The sequence below is a fragment of the Vibrio ordalii ATCC 33509 genome, from assembly GCA_000257205.1.
GTDB lineage: Bacteria > Pseudomonadota > Gammaproteobacteria > Enterobacterales > Vibrionaceae > Vibrio > Vibrio ordalii.
Map to the genome: position 1 here is coordinate 1 of AEZC01000040.1, position 17,481 is coordinate 17,481.

Sequence of the window (17,481 nt, forward strand, 5' to 3'; positions counted from 1 at the left end):
TAAGTAACTGATACTGGTGGAAAGAAAGGCTACTTCACTATCGTCCAAATACATTGCAGCATCTTGTTGTGGGTAATCCATCATCACATTCGATTGAGTATTGGTTTGGCTGAGCTGGTCATTTAATCGGATCCCACTGCTGAAGGCAGATCTCCATTCCATCGGTTTAGTGGCACTGGTGGATGAGAAAAATACGCCGCTTAAAAACAGCTCTGTAAGATGGGAGAGAGTCGATAAAAAAGCCCCGAAAATTCGGGGCTGAAAAATGACTGAACCTATAGGGGTAGGACTCAATCAGGATACTAAATCGAACAAAATTACGCGTGTTTCATACGGACGAAGCACTTGATGTTCCAAAACTTTGAGTGGTTTTATATCTGTATAGTTACCTAACAGGTATTTTGCTTTCTCAATCGGTAACTCTTTTGGCAGCACGCATTCAGTGTCAACGCCATAATAGTTATTGATACAGATCAGCACCTGTTTCGCGTTGCGTCGCTGGTAGGCAAAAATCTCTTTATGATCGGGTAGCAAATCGGTGTAATCACCATCGGTAATTACACCGATTTTTTTGCGCAGCGCTATCAACTCTTGGTAGAAATAGAAAACCGATTGCTCATCAGCTAACGCGCATTGTGCATTCAATTCTTGATAGTTTTCTGCGATATCTAACCAAGGCTTACCTTGGCTAAAACCAGCAAAGCGCTCTGCATTCCACTGCATTGGCGTGCGAGAATTGTCACGGGATTTTTGTGCAAGAATGGCCATCATGCCTTCATGACTTACTCCTTGCTGGTTCACCATGATGTCGTAAATGTTAGTACTTTCCACATCTCGGTACTGTTCAATAGCGGTGTAGCCGGGATTGGTCATGCCTATTTCTTCACTTTGATAAACATAAGGCGTGCCTTGCATCATATGAATCGATGCTGCCAACATTTTTGCCGACTCAACACGATAACGTTGATCATCCCCTAAACGGCTCACGATGCGAGGTTGATCATGGTTACACCAAAAAAGTGCTCCCCACCCTTTACCATTTAAACCCGTTTGCCAATGGTTGAAAATCTGCTTCAATTGCAAGAAATCAAATGGCGCTTTCGTCCATTTTTCACCGTTCGGATAATCCACTTTTAAATGATGGAAGTTAAACACCATCGAAAGTTCTTTGCCATCCAAGCTTGAATATTGCTGGCAATGCTCAAGCGTTGTTGAGGACATTTCCCCCACAGTGACACTGCCGTATTGTTGGAAAACCGCTTGGCTGATCTCTTGTAAGAATTCATGCACGCGCGGGCCATCGGTATAAAAACGGCGGCCATCACCTTGGTGATCATCACTGAAATCCTGTGCTTTTGAGATTAAATTGATCACATCGAGACGAAAGCCATCCACCCCTTTTTCAGCCCAGAAACGAATCACCTGCTTCACTTCTTCACGAACTTGAGAATTTTCCCAATTTAGATCCGCCTGCTCTTTGGCAAATAGGTGCAGATAATATTGCCCTGTTGCGTCATCTAACGCCCATGCACTACCACCAAACTTTGACTGCCAATTATTTGGAGCCTGACCATTAACAGGGTCTTGCCAAATATAATAGTCACGATACGGGCTTGATTTATCACCCAACGCCGACTGAAACCAAGCGTGCTCGGTTGAGGTGTGGTTAACCACAATATCCATAATAATGCGGATACCTCTTTGATGAGCTTGAGCCAGCAGTTCATCAAAATCTTGCATGCTACCAAATTGAGGGTTTACGCCGTAATAATCTGAGATGTCATAACCGTTATCGATCATCGGAGACGAGTAAATCGGCGTCAGCCAAATGGCATCAATTCCCAAGCGGTGCAAGTAATCCAGTTTGGAGATGATCCCTTTGATATCTCCCGTTCCTTTAGCGCCGCTATCACAAAAACTTTTGGGATAAATCTGATAGATGGTGGCCGTTTTCCACCACTGACTATCGCTCTTGGTTATAACCATATTGACAACTCACTTACCAAAATAAAAATGAGTGGTGATGACTCACCACTCGAATGAAAGGTTATGCACTTGCTGGCTCTAGCTCGCCTTTAGCTTGAGCTCGTTTGTATAAAAACAGAGTAAGCAGGACTGGGACTAACATCGCCACCAGCATCGCGATGCCATAAATACCCCAGTATTGTGGTTGAATCGAAAGAATACCGGGTAAACCACCCACACCGATGCCATTCGCCATCACCCCGGCACTACCACAAATTGCGGCTGCAACAGCACTACCAATCATGGCGCTTAGCATTGGGAACTTATACTTTAAGTTGACACCATACATCGCTGGCTCTGTTACACCCAAGTAAGCCTAAATAGCCGCAGGAACAGAGATATCACGCTCACCCTGTTTTTTACTGATAATGATAATCCCAACAACGGCCGAAGCTTGTGCAATATTTGACAGTGCAATCAGTGGCCAAATTGGCGTACCACCCATTTCTTGCATCAACTGTAGATCCACTGCGTTGGTGGTGTGGTGAATCCCGGTAATGACCAGTGGCGCATACAATAAACCGAACACCATTGAGCCGATAACCGCAAAATCGCCAGTCATTGCAGCTTTAGCGGCAAACGCGACGCCATCACCCAATACGCGGCAAAATGGACCAATTAAAGCGTGAGCCAAAATAACGGACAATATGATAGAGATAAACGGCACAACAACGAGATAAAGATAAGAAGGGATGATGCGCTTTAAGTTTGTCTCAATAAACGCTAGAGCAACACCCGCCAACATGGCAGGAATTACCTGAGCTTGATAACCAACTTTTTCTATCACAAACAAGCCAAAATCCCAAACTTCAGGTACCTGCTTACCGATTAAATAAGCATTCATTAATTGAGGCGAAACCAAAGTCACACCCAAAGTAATACCCAGTATCGGTGTCCCACCCAACTTTTTCACCGTTGACCAACAAACGCCAACCGGTAGGAAGAAGAAAATAGCCTCACCAATTAACCATAAGAATGAATGGACGGTGGACCAAAATTGGCTAATTTCAACCAAGGTTTTGCCATCGAACATACGAATGTCGCCAATGACATTACGAAAACCGAGGATTAAACCGCCGGTGATGATCGCTGGCAACAAAGGAACAAATATTTCCGCAAGATGCGAAATACCACGTTCTAAAAAGTTCATGTTTTGGCGAGCGGCTTTCTTCGCTTCATCTTTAGAAACGGCTTCTTTGCCTGAAAGCCCAATTAAGATGGCGTAAACTTCGTCCACCTCAGTACCAATCACAACTTGAAACTGCCCAGCATTGGTAAAACACCCTTTAACCATGCTCAGCTGTTCTAGCCCTTTTTTATCCGCCTTGTCTGTATCATTTAGAACAAAACGTAAACGAGTCAAACAATGACTCACACTGGCGATGTTCTCTTTACCACCTACCAGCTCGATAAGACGTATCACGTCTTGCTTCGCTATCTTGGCCATACTTTTGTCCACCCTATATTGGAATACTGTCTGTTTTTCTTTTTCAATAGGAACATTCCCAGATGCAAATGCAAATGCAAATGCAAATGCAATATTGACATAAATAATAAAAGGTAAAAATGGGAACAATCCCATTAATTGAATAAGATCACAGACTAATTGTAATTCACTTTAAGAAATAAGGAGTTATATTGTCAGCGGCTGTTGAGTGATGTGCGCAGGTTCCATGTCAGAATTTAATTGTAAAATCAAAAGATTAGCAGCTTTTTCTCCTGCTTGAGCATAACCAGGATCAATGCTGTAAATATTAGGAAAAAGAAAAGAGAACAGCTCATTACCACCCACACCAGTGACGGCAATATCATCTCGGCCCAATTCTTGGAGACGTTTAATCACGCCAAGCGCCAGAGTATCACTGGCACACACAATCGCTTGAGTCTGCTCATTCAGCACATCATCAACCAGTTGATAGGCACTTTCATGATGCAAACGTCCAGTACGATAGTTAGGAATGCACCCGCTTTGCTTGCACCAATCTAAGTACGAATCTAAACGTAATTTACCTGTCGTTTTATCTCTAGGATCAACTCCAATGTAGGCTATATTGGTTCGATTTTGCTCAGTTAAATGAGCAAGCGCGCCTTGAATAACACCATAATTGTCATAATTAATCGATGAGACCTTCTCGGCATCCATCGCAATCACAACCGCTCGCGATGCCAATAGGTTGAGTTGTGTGATATCGAGATCGGTAAAACCAAATACAATCACACCATCCACATGACGCTTATGTAAAACCTCAAGGTGCTCGTTCGTTTTAGTGCGATCAAACTGGCTTTCCATAATCACCACATCGTACCCATTTTGATACAACACCTGTAGCATTCGCCCCACGGCACGGTTTTCAGACGGTGACTCAAGGCGTGAGATAATCACGCCAATCACTTTCTCACTGCCACCACGCATTAACTGAGCGGATTTCAGTGGCACATACCCAGAATCTTGGATAACGCGTTCCACTTTTGCTCGTGTTTCAGGCTTCACTTTTGGGTCGTTCGTCAATACACGAGAAACCGTCGATTTACCAACACCCGACAGTTTTGCAATATCCAAGATAGTCAGTTTTCTGCTCATGCGAACCTATAGCGTAAATAAAAATGGAAGATAGCATGCGCTTATCTTAAATGAATTATTGAGTGGTACAGCCTTGATAAGTCGTTGATCCCACTTCGAGCAAAGCCTCATCGCCTTTCGTATGTAAAAGCACGGTTTGAGGCTGAGTTTGCTGGCTATCGTCGAGCCTATATTTTACGCCAGAGGCCGCTGGAATTTGTATTAATGGATATTCGCGACCAGCAATACGGAGCACGGCTGACTGTTGCTCAATATACGCAATACGCAACATCAAAATGCTCACCAGAGCGACATTGATAATGCTGGAATTGGTTCTCACTTTCAACGCGCGAATCGTTCGCGTAATGTGTTGAACATGCGGCTAGGGAACCAACACTGAATCCAATAAAAAGAAATGATTTATTCATATTTCCTCCCACAAAGGGTGGTTTGATTACAAAACGTGACACCCAAACCAGTAAACCTTGCGAGCACGCAGTGGTTACTTCTGCCCAATATAAACTCATTAGCCCATGATGAACAAACCTAGTCAACCCGGTGGCTACTTCAAGTAGGAAAGAGATTAATAATTATGATGCAAGGAAAACAGGGACATCACGAATGCTATCAAGTACCACAGTGGCGAGTAATTCACCTTGCTCAGTAACTGGCTTACCCGTACGCACTAACACTCGGGTACCAACACCTGCGGCTTGTGCAGCCATCATATCTTCAGCTTTATCGCCTATCATCACCGATTTTTCCATATCGATATCAAGAAAATCCCGTGCGGAGATAAACATACCAGGCTTGGGTTTGCGGCAATCACACTCTTCTTTATACTTACCTTCACCGTGCTCTGCATGGTGCGGGCAGTAATAAATACCATCAAACTCGACACCGTGATCGGCAAAATTCCAGTCCATCCATTGCGTTAAAGATAAAAAGCGCTCTTCACTAAATTTCCCACGAGCGATACCTGATTGGTTGGTCACCAAAACCAGCAAATACCCCATGTCTTGAAACTTCTTAGTGGCTTCAAATACACCATCAATAAACTCAAAATCATGCTCATCATGAACATAGCCATGATCAACGTTGATCACGCCATCGCGATCTAAAAACACTGCAGGTTTAGCCAAAATAACTCTCTCATATCACGCCAGATATGATGATTATTACACGCTTTATTTTTTTCATCACTACCTAATTCACCAAGGCGTTTAGACGTCTAGACGTAAAAATATCTATTGACTTAAATCAATTTAAGCCATAGCATCGTCCAATAAGTGAGAGAGAGTTCAACATTTTATTCTGTTATCCCTGCACAGGTTTTCCGATGATTCAAATTAATCAAGTAAATAAAGTTTTCTTTCAAGGCAATAAGGAAATTCAAGCCTTGAAAGAGATTAATCTTCACATTAAGCAAGGCACTATTTTTGGTGTGATTGGCTCGTCAGGTGCAGGGAAAAGTACGCTGATTCGTTGTGTCAACATGCTAGAGGCCCCAACAACAGGTTCCATTGTAGTTGATGGCGTTGATTTGACTCAACTAAGCAAATCAGAGCTCAGCCAAGCTCGTCGCAACATTGGCATGATCTTTCAACACTTCAATTTGCTTTCATCACGTACAGTATTTGGCAACATTGCTCTGCCACTTGAACTGGCTGGTGTCGAAAAAAATAGCATTGAAAAGAAAGTGTCAGAGCTGTTGCAACTGGTCGGCCTGACGGATAAGCGCGAAACGTATCCTGCCAATCTGAGTGGCGGCCAAAAGCAACGAGTTGCGATTGCGCGAGCGCTCGCCTCTGATCCGAAAGTATTGCTGTGTGACGAAGCCACCAGTGCGCTTGATCCTGCGACGACTCAATCGATTTTAGAGCTATTGAAAGAGATCAACCGCACGCTCAATATCACCATTTTGCTAATTACTCACGAAATGGATGTGGTAAAAAGTATTTGCCACGAAGTGGCCATTATTGGCGACGGTGAACTGGTTGAAAAAGGCACAGTTGGCGAGATTTTTGCTCACCCTAAAACCGCCTTGGCTCATCAATTTATTCGCTCAACGCTCGATTTATCAATTCCAGAAGATTACCAAACTCGCCTACAAGCCACTCGTGTAAAAGACAGCTACCCGCTGGTACGCTTAGAGTTTACAGGTGCGACGGTTGATGCGCCCTTGATGACACAAATTGCCCGAAAATTTAATATTGATGTCAGTATATTAAGTTCAGATCTTGATTACGCCGGTGGCGTTAAATTCGGCATGATGGTCGCTGAACTGTTTGGTAATGAGTCGGACGATAATGCCGCTCTTGAATTTCTTCGCGAAAACAACGTAAAAGTAGAGGTACTTGGTTATGTCCTTTAACACCATCACCGCTTGGTTAAGCCTGAATGGCGATCTTCTACTAATGGCAACTTGGCAAACACTCTACATGGTCGCTGTCGCGGGCATCGTCGGTTTCGTGGTTGGTATTCCACTAGGGGTTATTTTACATACCACCAAAAAAGGCGGCCTTCTCGAAAACACTCAGCTGAACCGCATTCTTGGTGCCATCGTCAACATTGGTCGCTCTGTGCCATTTTTGGTGCTCATGGTGGCCATTATTCCAGTGACAAAACTGCTTGTCGGTACATTTATTGGCACCACGGCGGCCATTGTGCCGCTTACGATTGGCGCAATTCCATTTGTCGCTCGTTTAATTGAAAGTGCATTGCTGGAAGTGCCCACTGGTTTGGTCGAAGCAGCTCAGTCAATGGGGGCTACGCCGATTCAAATTATTCGTAAAGTGTTGCTTCCTGAAGCGCTACCAACGATTGTCAACTCAGTCACCATTACTATGGTCACTCTAGTAAGTTACTCTGCCATGGCCGGAACCGTTGGCGGCGGTGGCTTGGGCGATGTCGCTATTCGTTACGGCTTTCATCGCTACGACTTAGGCATCATGACGGTCACCGTGATGATGTTAATTGTCTTAGTACAAATTATTCAATCGATTGGCGATAAGTTTGTCCTCCGTGTCGACCACCGTTAAATCACAATAAAGTTAAAACACAGATTCGTTTTATAACAAGGAGTTAATCATGAAATTTAGCCTTAAAGCTCTACTTACCCTCGCCGTTAGCGCTTCAGCACTCGTGCTGGCAGGCTGTGGTGAAAAAGCGGTCGACAACAATAAAATCAAAGTGGGTGTCATTGCCGGTGCTGAAGCACAAGTTGCGGAAGTTGCAGCAAAAATTGCAAAAGGAAAATACAACCTAGATGTAGAACTCGTTACTTTTACCGACTATGTCACCCCTAATGCGGCACTGGATGATGGTTCGATTGACATCAATGCATTCCAACACAAGCCATACCTTGATCAACAGATCGCTGACCGCGGTTACAAATTAGCGATTGCAGGTAACACCTTTGTTTACCCGATTGCTGGCTATTCAAAACAAGTGAAATCGGTTGATGAGATTCAAGATGGCTCTCGCATTGCGGTACCTAACGACCCAACCAACCTTGGTCGCTCTTTACTGCTGCTAGAACAGCAAGGCCTAATTACTCTACGTGACGGTGCAGGTCTACTGGCAACGGTACGTGATGTGGTCGCCAACCCAAAAAACATCGCTATTGTTGAGTTAGATGCCGCGCAACTGCCTCGTTCACTTGACGATGTCACGCTCTCTATCATTAACACGACCTACGCCAGCTCAATTAATCTAACGCCTGAAAAAGATGGCGTGTTCGTTGAAGATAAAGAGTCACCTTATGTCAATATCATTGTTTCTCGTGCAGAAAATCTGAATGCTGAAAACGTAACTAACTTTGTTAAAGCCTACCAAACAGAAGAAGTATACCAAGCCGCTTCGAAAATTTTTGACGGTGGCGCAGTAAAAGGCTGGTAATTAATAAACCTATTACCTGTGCAAAAAAGCCTATAAAAATAGAAAAGCCGATACGCGATGTATCGGCTTTTTCGTATCAACAACACGCACCTGTTTACTTAATATGATCCCAAGACATGTTGGACACAATACGGCACGGGTCGCACTTAAAATGGAAAATATCGTGCAGCGGTTCATCGAGTAGCCACTCTCCCCCACATTTTGGGCATTTTCTGGCTTGTTCGTCCGCTAGGCTCTGGCCGCCAACTCGATACTGGTAGTAATAAGTAGGGATGTGGGTCAAAAACTCAATTCGTCCTCGTAAATCCCATCCTCTAATAAACAGCACACTGTCCACATCGCAAATCTCGTGCAGTGCAGCGTGTTCTGCTCGGCAACCACCCGCCATCTGAAGTTCATCACATGCCTGCCACTCTGTTTGCCATTTGATCACCGCTTTATGATCGCCATTTAAAGTCGCAGAATTACGATATAAAGGGATCGGCAGCAATGTGTCACCACTGCGCAGCGGGGAACAAGTGTGTACATAAGTGGTGTAAAGTATCTGCCAGCTAAGCAAGACATCATCAGCGGCTTGCTCGGAATTAAGATCCCGCCCCAACAAACGGGCTTTTGGAGCCAGCAAACTAGCCTCCGTCAAGCGACTCAGGCACACCCTAACAAAATCAGAGTGATACTTAGGGTGTAAGCTTTCTTGCTCTGGGCAAACCACCCGCACAAAGAACTCGCCCTCTCCCATCACGATGGGGAATTCACGCCCAAGCACTTGACCGTTATAGCGTAAGGCATCCATTAGGCCATTAATCGCTTTGTCTACCGCCGAGATAGTCGTGTTATCAAAACACTCAAACTGCAATTCAACCACGTACATCGTTACACCACAGGTTCTAAATTAGCGAAAAACTCGGCCACACTTTCGGCCAGCACGTCGCGTTTATCGGTACCTAAACGTTCTAAAATCACATGTCCAGAAAGGTTACAGATCGAAATTACATCCATCTCCGCATCGGTTGCACCAATAAACACGGTTGGTTTGAGTTTTAGTCGGCGCTGAGTCACCAAATGACCGAGGATATTTTCCTGCAAACGAATAAAATCATCCTCACTCCACACTTGCAATAGAGCGAGCTCGTTGCCTTGCCATTTAGCTGGCATGTCCGCACAAAACTGTACGCCATAAAAGGCTTTAATATCAGAATGTAGAGTCAATTCAATCGCTGCTTCTACGTTAGAAAAATCAGCTGCAACCGATCTGACGACGGGTTTCCACAGCACACTGTCTTGGTCGTTCATCACTGCGCAAGGGGAATCCAACTCAGCCAACTCATCATTACGAGGAGACTCGCCATGCTTTGTTTGGTAAGCGTCAAGATAACGTTGAGTAAATGAAAGTAAGGCTTGCTCGGCAGTTTGTGCCATGAAGTGCTCCAAAATTGATGAGTCGCTGCCTTGTGTGATGACAGCAACCCTAGGATTGCGTAAAATTCTGCTTATTCTAATCGAATTGACGTGAAAGTATGAGCAAATATTCCGATGCCAAAGCGCTGGCAGGGTTAACCCTTGGCAAAAAAACCGACTACGCCAAACAGTACGATCCAAGCTTGCTACAACCGGTACCTCGCAGCCTGAACCGTGATGACTTACATTTGGGAGATAGCTTACCGTTCAAAGGTTGTGACATTTGGACTTTGTACGAACTCTCTTGGCTCAATGCAAAAGGGTTACCACAAGTGGCAATCGGCGAGGTTTCTATCCCTGCGACAAGTGCAAATTTGATTGAATCTAAATCCTTTAAGCTCTACCTCAATAGCTATAATCAAAGCAAAATAGCCAATTGGGATGAAGTAACGCAGCGCTTAACCCGCGATTTATCGGCCTGTGCTGGCGCGCCAGTCAGTGTCACTCTCAACCCGGTGAGCGATTATACTGACCAAGCGATTGTGACCATGCAAGGCGAATGCATTGATGAGCAAGATATTGAGATTGAAAGTTACCAATTTGATGCTAGCTTACTGAAAAGTGCCGCGCGTGGTGAGCAAGTCAATGAAACACTGCACAGCCATTTACTGAAATCGAACTGTTTAATCACCAATCAACCCGACTGGGGCAGCGTTGAAATTCATTATCAAGGTCAACAAATTGATCGAGAAGCACTGTTACGTTATCTCGTCTCATTTCGTGAACATAATGAGTTCCACGAACAGTGTGTAGAGCGTATCTTCACCGACATTATGCAATACTGCCAACCGACACAGTTAACGGTATACGCTCGATACACTCGCCGCGGCGGTTTGGATATCAACCCATTTCGCTCAACCGAACAAGAACGGCCAACACATAACCAACGTATGGCTCGTCAATAAAGGATTTACATTAGGATGATCAACGTGCGCTGGACACTTTTGCTCAGTTTAACTCTGGCTTTGTTTTCATTAGCTTCACAGGCCACCATCTACTCGTCGCCGATGTTAAATGAGGCCAATGGATTGATTGATATTTCGCCGAATCAAGCCAAGAACCTAGCCACTGAGTATCTTGCTGAGCGAAAATTAGCCGAAAAAGCAGAAAAATCATCCTCTGTGATGGCGCGCGATGAAAGCGATAGTCTGATTAGAACTCCAGGTAGTAGCATTGATGCATTAAAGATCTTAGCCAAAGCAGAGTTCCAGTTGCACAATATGGATGCCGCACTGGCCGCGTTAAAACTTGCCGAACAGCTCACGCAACACTATCAATTGCCTTATTTAGCCATTGATGTACAAATACTCAAAACTCGTCTAATTTGGCTCAATAATAATGATGCAAGCACAGCTCGACAGGCGCTACGCGCGATCAGCATTCAATATGATGCCATCAAAAATGCGGATCAACTGGCAAAAGGTCTCGATTATAAAATTACCCTGCTCAAAGCAGAAATTGCCTCAAAAGCCAATGATATCGAACTGGCCAATAAGCTTTTTGCTGATCTAAAACCTTACATTGACTCGATCTCCTCACCGAAAACCGTGATTGAATATCAGATTATCATTGGTGAACATTTTCTCACTCATGGCTTTTACAATCGCGCTTTATCTGAGTTGCTAGTTGCCTATTGGGGCGCAATTGAAAACAACTCAAGCGCCCTGCTCGCTAAAACCAATACCTTACTGGCTCAGCTTTTTTTTGAACGAAAAGTGCTCGATAAAGCTTTAGAACATTTGTCTCAAGCGGCTGATTTTTATGATGGTTATAATAAATATCCTGCATTAGCCAATGTACTACAGCGTATGGGCGATGTTTATTATCAACAAGGTAAATACAATCTAGCGCTCGTTCACTACTTCAACGTGATCGATCACGAAACGAGCCGCAATGATCTGGAAAAAGTCATTGAAGTGCGTATTAGTTTGGCGGCGACCTACCTTCATCTCTATAACTACCCATTAACTGACCAATATCTCACTCGCGCTGAAGACTTGCTTGAGCTGAAAGATTATCCTCGTTTAAAGGCACAGGCTTACTTACTGCATTCAGGATTAGCCTTTCACCAGAATCAAGCCGATGTGGTCATCAGCAACGCTCAACATGCCTTAAGTGTTGCTAAAACAATGCAAGATGACGAGATTGAAGAGCATGCCTATCGGTTACTGGCCTTCGGTTATGAGAAAAACGGTCAGTACGCACAAGCCTTAGAGAACATCAAGCGCAGTAATGCGCTGTCGAAAATACGCCAAGAGAAACTCAACCAGATAAGTGAAGATGCTTTTCGTCAGCAAAAAGAATTTGTAGAACAAACTCTACATTTGGTCGGACAAGAAAAAGCGCTGATCAAAACTCAAGAAGAGTATAATAAGTTCAAAAAGATCGCCTTTATTCTGTTTATCATCTCAATCATTTTATTTTTACTGCTACTGCGTAGAGGCTACCTTCTCCAGTTACAAAATGAAGAAATCGATGAACTCAACAGCACGCTCTTTACCCATTCTCGCTCTCGCTTGCGTAACCTGAGCATGCTCAATGCTAAGCTTCCTTCGGCATTGCAAAAAAGCAGCCGGCATTTTGAGCAGTGGTATATTGGTGAACTCATCCACGAGCCACTGAGTGACCGCCTTCGCTTTGTGATGATTGACATTCCCTTTCTGCGCAACATGTACTTAGAACATGGCTATTCGGCTGGCTTAGAATTGGAGCGCCAATTTGGTCAGTTTTTAAAATCGAAAATCAATGAGCCGAATCGGATTTATCACTTTTCCGATTCCAATCTGCTTTATATCGAGCCGAGCTCTGATCGCGATACTCCTCCGGAGATCACATTCGATCAAATTCAAGCATGGATAGAGGAATTCCAACCTGAACGCCGCTTAAATCGTACCATTCGCATGGGCATCGCCGACTACCCGTTTTTACCAAGAGCCTACATGGCGATTAATGATAAAGAGCTACTCGATATTCTGCTAATGGCCACTAACACGGCTCGTGAGCTAAGTATCAGGGACGAAGAAAGCCATTGGGTCTACTTAAAAGCGATCGATAACGCCCCAGCCGCTAGTTTTGCTTCCAGCAATATTCGCAAATCATGCAAGCACGCTATCAATCAAGGGCTAATAAAAGTGCATTCTTCTTACAAGAATGAGGAGAGTATCAAAAAACTATTAAAAGATGGGTAATTACTCGGCATTCAATGTGTTAAAGCAGTGACGTAGTCAATTTATTTGTTATTATCGATAAATCAATTAATAGGATCCTAACGATCCTCGCAGTTTAGTTTAGTTGTACATGGGCGCTCTCGAACAGGATATTCAAACACAGTTACAGCAGCTGAAAACTCAGTTGGAACAAGTTCGTTTGACACACAGGGATACTTCGTTCAAATTTAGACGAGAACACACTGTACTAAAACGGATTGTCGCATCATTAAGCTTGGCGAGTCTGGGGGATGATCATCAGCTAAATAGCCATTTATCGGATCTTCGTGAAGCGCTTGAACAACAAAAAGATGTTAGTACGCTCATACCTCGCTTAGCTGTATTGAAGCGCATGTTGAAACAACAGACTTTGGCTATAGAAAAAGAAAACTCTCATTTGGATTCTCAAATCAAACATAGTGGAGAAACATTACTTCGAGTTGCGGGCTTACCCGCCAAACTTAAGCGTGATTTGCGTGATCTGCTCAGCTTTTCAGAAGCACAACCTAAACCCAAAACCGAACGAGCGATTCAACTGCTTGGGATTTATGAGCGTGCAATCAAAATAATCACCGCAAACCCAAACACGGCCATCAGCGAACTGCATGTCGCAGATAGAGAGCGATTAACCAAGCTATCCGATGAACTGCAACACCTGATCACTGAATTGGATTTTGAAGGCGAATCAGGGGATCTGCTGGTAGATATCCGCGCCAAGCTATTGATTGGCGTATCGACATCAACGCTCTTAGAGTTGACGTTAGAGATTCTAAAACTGGTGATTGATGGCACGAATAGTGAGCGTAAAACGTCAGAAAAATTTTTAGAGCAGGTCAACTCATCGCTGGCCAAACACATCAAAAGCAGTGCACAAAACGCAAACCAAAGCCAGAGTTACTTTGAACACCGTCAAGAGATGAACACCGAGCTCACTACGCTAATCACTCAAAGTCAAAACCTAATTAAAGACTCTTTGACAGTTGACCAACTTAAGCTCTCTATTTCACCTATATTATGCGAAATGGAGTCACTTTCTGAACGCTTAAGTCATGCTGAGCAACGTGAGCAGGCACTGATTGAATGCTTAAATTATGGCAAAAATCAAATGGAAGCCCTGTTTGAGCTCACCCAAGATTATCGTCGTCGATTGGAAGATCAATCACAGCGTTTGCTGCTTGATCCACTGACAAAAGTCTATAATCGCACCGCCTTTAATGATCACCTTGAACTAGAGTATCGCCGCTGGATAAGAGCTCAGCATACGTTCCGAATCGTGATGTTTGATATTGGTAAATTCAAAACTATCAACGATAGCTTTGGTTATACTGCAGGTGATAAAGTCCTTAAGATTATTGCCAGTACGATTTCGAAAGAGGCATCCGATACGGATACCGTGGCACGTTTCTCTGGTGAAGAGTTTATTATTTTACTTCCCGATCAAGAAGATAATCACTGTTTCAAGCTAGTACAAAATATTCAACGTAATGTGTCTAAACTGCCTTTCAAGTTCAGAGACAAAAGCATTACGATTACTCTTTCAGCCGCGAGTACCTGTTTTAAAGACTCCGATACGCCAGAGGAAGTACTTGAACGTTTACGCCGCTCCTTGCTTGAGGCCAAGAGTTTCGGCTCTAACCAAGTAGTTTCGAAATAACCAAGTAGTTTCGAAATAACCAAGTAGTTTGGAAATAACCAAAAGCACGGTTCGAACATCAACAAAAAGAACCCTAAAATAGCGGCCAAAAATGGTCGCTATTTAACCAACACTAAAACAAAACGTGCTACTTATCACACTCTACTTGTATAAACATTTCCTAATAATCACGAAAAGAACTAGATTGATACTGTAATTTCAATCAGTTATGTCTTCCTATCGCACATCCGCCACTAAACGAACTATGACCTATACTCCATGTAAGCGGATATATAAAAAATCAACTTTAGTCGTAGCGTGGACATTTTCCTTACCCTTCAATTAAGGAGGCCAGTATGATTACTCATATCAGCCCTACAGGCAGCATGGCTCTGCTTTCTCAACTCGAAGTAGAGCGTCTAAAAAAGACCGCTTCAAGCAATCTCTACCAGTTGTACCGCAATTGTACTTTGGCGGTATTAAACTCCGGCAGTCATACTGATAACTCGAAAGAACTTCTTGAAAAATATAAATCTTTTGATGTCACTGTCATGCGCCGAGAACGCGGTATCAAGCTAGAACTAACAAATCCACCAGAGCATGCCTTTGTAGATGGACAGATCATCAAAGGAATTCAAGAGCATCTGTTTTCGGTCCTGCGCGATATCGTTTATGTCAACATGCACTTAGCCGATAACCAGCGCTTAAATCTAACCAACGCCGCTCACATTACTAATCTTGTGTTTGGTATTTTACGCAATGCCGGAACGCTCATTCCCGGAGCAATCCCTAATCTTGTTGTCTGCTGGGGTGGTCACTCAATCAACCCCACCGAGTACCAATACACACGCGAAGTCGGCCATGAGCTGGGCTTGCGTGAACTGAATATTTGTACAGGCTGCGGGCCAGGCGCTATGGAAGGGCCAATGAAAGGGGCCGCAATTGGACACGCGAAACAGCGCTATACCGCACAACGCTATCTTGGCTTAACAGAACCGTCGATCATTGCCGCCGAGCCACCGAATCCGATTGTGAACGAATTGGTGATTATGCCGGATATTGAAAAACGCCTGGAAGCTTTTGTACGAATGGCGCATGGCATCATTATTTTTCCTGGGGGAGCAGGGACAGCGGAAGAACTGCTGTACATTTTGGGTATTATGATGCACCCGGATAACGCAAGCCAACCCATGCCAATTGTACTGACAGGGCCAAAAGAGAGCGAAGCCTATTTCCGTTCAATCGACACATTCATTGCCGAAACATTAGGTGAAAAAGCACGCCAGCATTATCAAATAGTCATTGATGACCCAGAAAAAGCGGCGCGTATCATGAGCCAAGCGATGCCGCTGGTTCGTCAGCATCGTAAAGATAGTGGTGATGCCTATAGTTTCAACTGGTCTCTCAAAATCGAGCCTGAGTTCCAACTGACTTTTGAACCAACTCACGACAGCATGGCCAATTTAGATTTACACCTAAACCAAAAACCAGAAGTACTTGCGGCCAATTTGCGTCGTGCATTTTCAGGTATTGTGGCCGGAAATGTGAAAGCGGAAGGCATCCGAGAAATTGAACGTCACGGCCCATTCATCATTGATGGCGATGCCCAATTAATGAAAAAAATGGATTTATTATTAAAAGACTTCGTCGCACAACACCGAATGAAGCTACCCGGTGGCAGTGCTTATGAACCTTGCTATAAAATTGCAACCAATAATCACAATCATTAAAGGCTAAACTGACTTATGCCATGATGAGTGGCAATATTAAGTGAGATCATTACAATAAGGGCTACTTTAGCCCTTATTTTTTGGTTGTTATGTCCTTACACCTTGTCATCATTGATGCTTTGAATCTGATCCGTCGGGTGCACTCCGCACAACCCGATCCTAACGATATGGTAAGAACCATAGAGACAACCTCGCGCACCTTGCAACGCATTATTAACGAAGCTCAACCGACTCATATCATCGCTGTGTTTGATCATCACTTACAAGAGCGAGGTTGGAGAGCACAACTTCTACCGACTTATAAGCAGAACCGAAAGCCGATGCCAGAAGCACTACAACTTGGCTTGGACGCCATTCAGCAAGCATGGTGGGAACTAGGGATTGACTCACTGCTCTCTGAAGGTGATGAAGCCGATGATTTAGTGGCTACCTTAGCCACTAAAGTGGCAAGCCACGCTGAAAAAGTAACGATCATTTCAACCGATAAAGGCTACTGCCAACTGCTCTCCCCCACTTTACAAATTCGTGACTACTTTCAGCATCGTTGGTTAGATCAACCCTTTATTGAACAGGAATTTGGCGTAAAGCCGAGCCAATTAACTGATTTTTGGGGATTAACGGGCATCAGTTCAAGCCAAGTTCCCGGCATTGCCGGCATTGGTCCCAAAGCGGCAAAAGAGATATTAACGCAATTTCCCGACATAGAAGCGGCCTACGCCAGTGCTGATTTGGCCAAGAAATACCGTAAAAAATTTGATGAGCAGATCGATATGGCGCGAGTCTGCAAACACATTTCCACACTAAAGACCGATATAGAGCTCGGTTTTAATTTGCAAGACATTCGATTTTCAGCACAAGTATCCCATCCAGAATAGCAAAACGCTCCTAGAAAGGAGCGTTAAATTAACCTATTAGAACATTAGTGCGGAGAGATGTTCGACAAGCATTGGACATGCACTGTGATCTCTT

Annotated in this window: 14 protein-coding genes and 1 pseudogene; 8 read left to right on the forward strand and 7 right to left on the reverse strand. The window is 44.0% G+C overall.

Annotation, left to right across the window (positions count from 1 at the left end):
- Positions 1-294: 294 nt before the first annotated feature.
- From treC to gmhB, 5 genes and pseudogenes are all read right to left on the reverse strand, one after another.
- Positions 295-1,986 carry an alpha,alpha-phosphotrehalase gene (treC, locus tag VOR_RS0102665; RefSeq protein WP_010318169.1) on the reverse strand — a complete coding sequence of 564 codons (1,692 nt, stop codon included), beginning with the start codon at positions 1,984-1,986 and terminating at the stop codon, positions 295-297.
- A gap of 61 nt (positions 1,987-2,047) precedes the next feature.
- Positions 2,048-3,472 (reverse strand): annotated as a pseudogene (gene treB / locus VOR_RS17645) (PTS trehalose transporter subunit IIBC).
- A 186-nt stretch (positions 3,473-3,658) separates the two neighbouring features.
- Positions 3,659-4,606 carry a trehalose operon repressor TreR gene (gene treR / locus VOR_RS0102675; RefSeq protein WP_010318170.1) on the reverse strand — a complete coding sequence of 316 codons (948 nt, stop codon included), beginning with the start codon at positions 4,604-4,606 and terminating at the stop codon, positions 3,659-3,661.
- Positions 4,607-4,661: 55 nt separating this feature from the next.
- On the reverse strand, positions 4,662-4,925 hold the full coding sequence (locus tag VOR_RS17650) for an MliC family protein (RefSeq protein ID WP_286118371.1): 264 nt from the start codon (positions 4,923-4,925) through the stop codon (positions 4,662-4,664).
- A gap of 250 nt (positions 4,926-5,175) precedes the next feature.
- Complete coding sequence (gmhB, locus tag VOR_RS0102685; RefSeq protein WP_010318172.1) at positions 5,176-5,727, reverse strand: D-glycero-beta-D-manno-heptose 1,7-bisphosphate 7-phosphatase; 552 nt, start codon at positions 5,725-5,727, stop codon at positions 5,176-5,178.
- Positions 5,728-5,924: 197 nt separating this feature from the next.
- On the opposite strand from gmhB, the gene metN reads away from it, so the two are divergent.
- The 3 genes from metN to VOR_RS0102700 are packed head-to-tail and all read left to right on the forward strand — an operon-like array spanning position 5,925 to position 8,485.
- Positions 5,925-6,959 carry a methionine ABC transporter ATP-binding protein MetN gene (metN, locus tag VOR_RS0102690; RefSeq protein WP_010318173.1) on the forward strand — a complete coding sequence of 345 codons (1,035 nt, stop codon included), beginning with the start codon at positions 5,925-5,927 and terminating at the stop codon, positions 6,957-6,959.
- Positions 6,949-7,626, forward strand: a complete 678-nt coding sequence (locus tag VOR_RS0102695) for a methionine ABC transporter permease (protein WP_010318175.1) — start codon at positions 6,949-6,951, stop codon at positions 7,624-7,626. Before metN ends, VOR_RS0102695 begins: the two co-directional genes overlap by 11 nt.
- A 49-nt stretch (positions 7,627-7,675) precedes the next feature.
- Positions 7,676-8,485, forward strand: a complete 810-nt coding sequence (locus VOR_RS0102700; protein ID WP_010318177.1) for a MetQ/NlpA family lipoprotein — start codon at positions 7,676-7,678, stop codon at positions 8,483-8,485.
- A 94-nt stretch (positions 8,486-8,579) separates the two neighbouring features.
- Here the strand turns inward: VOR_RS0102700 and VOR_RS0102705 are convergent, their stop codons facing one another.
- Both VOR_RS0102705 and syd read right to left on the reverse strand, forming a co-directional pair.
- Positions 8,580-9,356, reverse strand: a complete 777-nt coding sequence (locus tag VOR_RS0102705; protein WP_010318179.1) for a Zn-ribbon-containing protein — start codon at positions 9,354-9,356, stop codon at positions 8,580-8,582.
- A gap of 2 nt (positions 9,357-9,358) precedes the next feature.
- The gene (gene syd / locus VOR_RS0102710) at positions 9,359-9,904 is read right to left on the reverse strand and encodes a SecY-interacting protein (RefSeq protein ID WP_010318180.1); all 546 of its coding nucleotides are present in this window, start codon (positions 9,902-9,904) and stop codon (positions 9,359-9,361) included.
- Positions 9,905-10,002: 98 nt separating this feature from the next.
- Here syd and queF point away from each other — a divergent pair, with 98 nt between their 5' ends.
- The 5 genes from queF to xni all read left to right on the forward strand — a co-directional run bounded on the left by queF (position 10,003) and on the right by xni (position 17,387).
- On the forward strand, positions 10,003-10,848 hold the full coding sequence (gene queF / locus VOR_RS0102715) for an NADPH-dependent 7-cyano-7-deazaguanine reductase QueF (protein WP_010318181.1): 846 nt from the start codon (positions 10,003-10,005) through the stop codon (positions 10,846-10,848).
- 15 nt (positions 10,849-10,863) lie between these two features.
- Positions 10,864-13,131 carry a tetratricopeptide repeat protein gene (locus VOR_RS0102720; RefSeq protein ID WP_010318182.1) on the forward strand — a complete coding sequence of 756 codons (2,268 nt, stop codon included), beginning with the start codon at positions 10,864-10,866 and terminating at the stop codon, positions 13,129-13,131.
- Between the two features lie 109 nt (positions 13,132-13,240).
- The gene (locus tag VOR_RS0102725; RefSeq protein ID WP_010318183.1) at positions 13,241-14,803 is read left to right on the forward strand and encodes a GGDEF domain-containing protein; all 1,563 of its coding nucleotides are present in this window, start codon (positions 13,241-13,243) and stop codon (positions 14,801-14,803) included.
- A 335-nt stretch (positions 14,804-15,138) separates the two neighbouring features.
- The gene (gene ppnN / locus VOR_RS0102730) at positions 15,139-16,512 is read left to right on the forward strand and encodes a nucleotide 5'-monophosphate nucleosidase PpnN (protein WP_010318184.1); all 1,374 of its coding nucleotides are present in this window, start codon (positions 15,139-15,141) and stop codon (positions 16,510-16,512) included.
- A gap of 89 nt (positions 16,513-16,601) precedes the next feature.
- Positions 16,602-17,387, forward strand: a complete 786-nt coding sequence (gene xni / locus VOR_RS0102735) for a flap endonuclease Xni (RefSeq protein ID WP_010318185.1) — start codon at positions 16,602-16,604, stop codon at positions 17,385-17,387.
- Positions 17,388-17,481 lie beyond the last annotated feature (94 nt).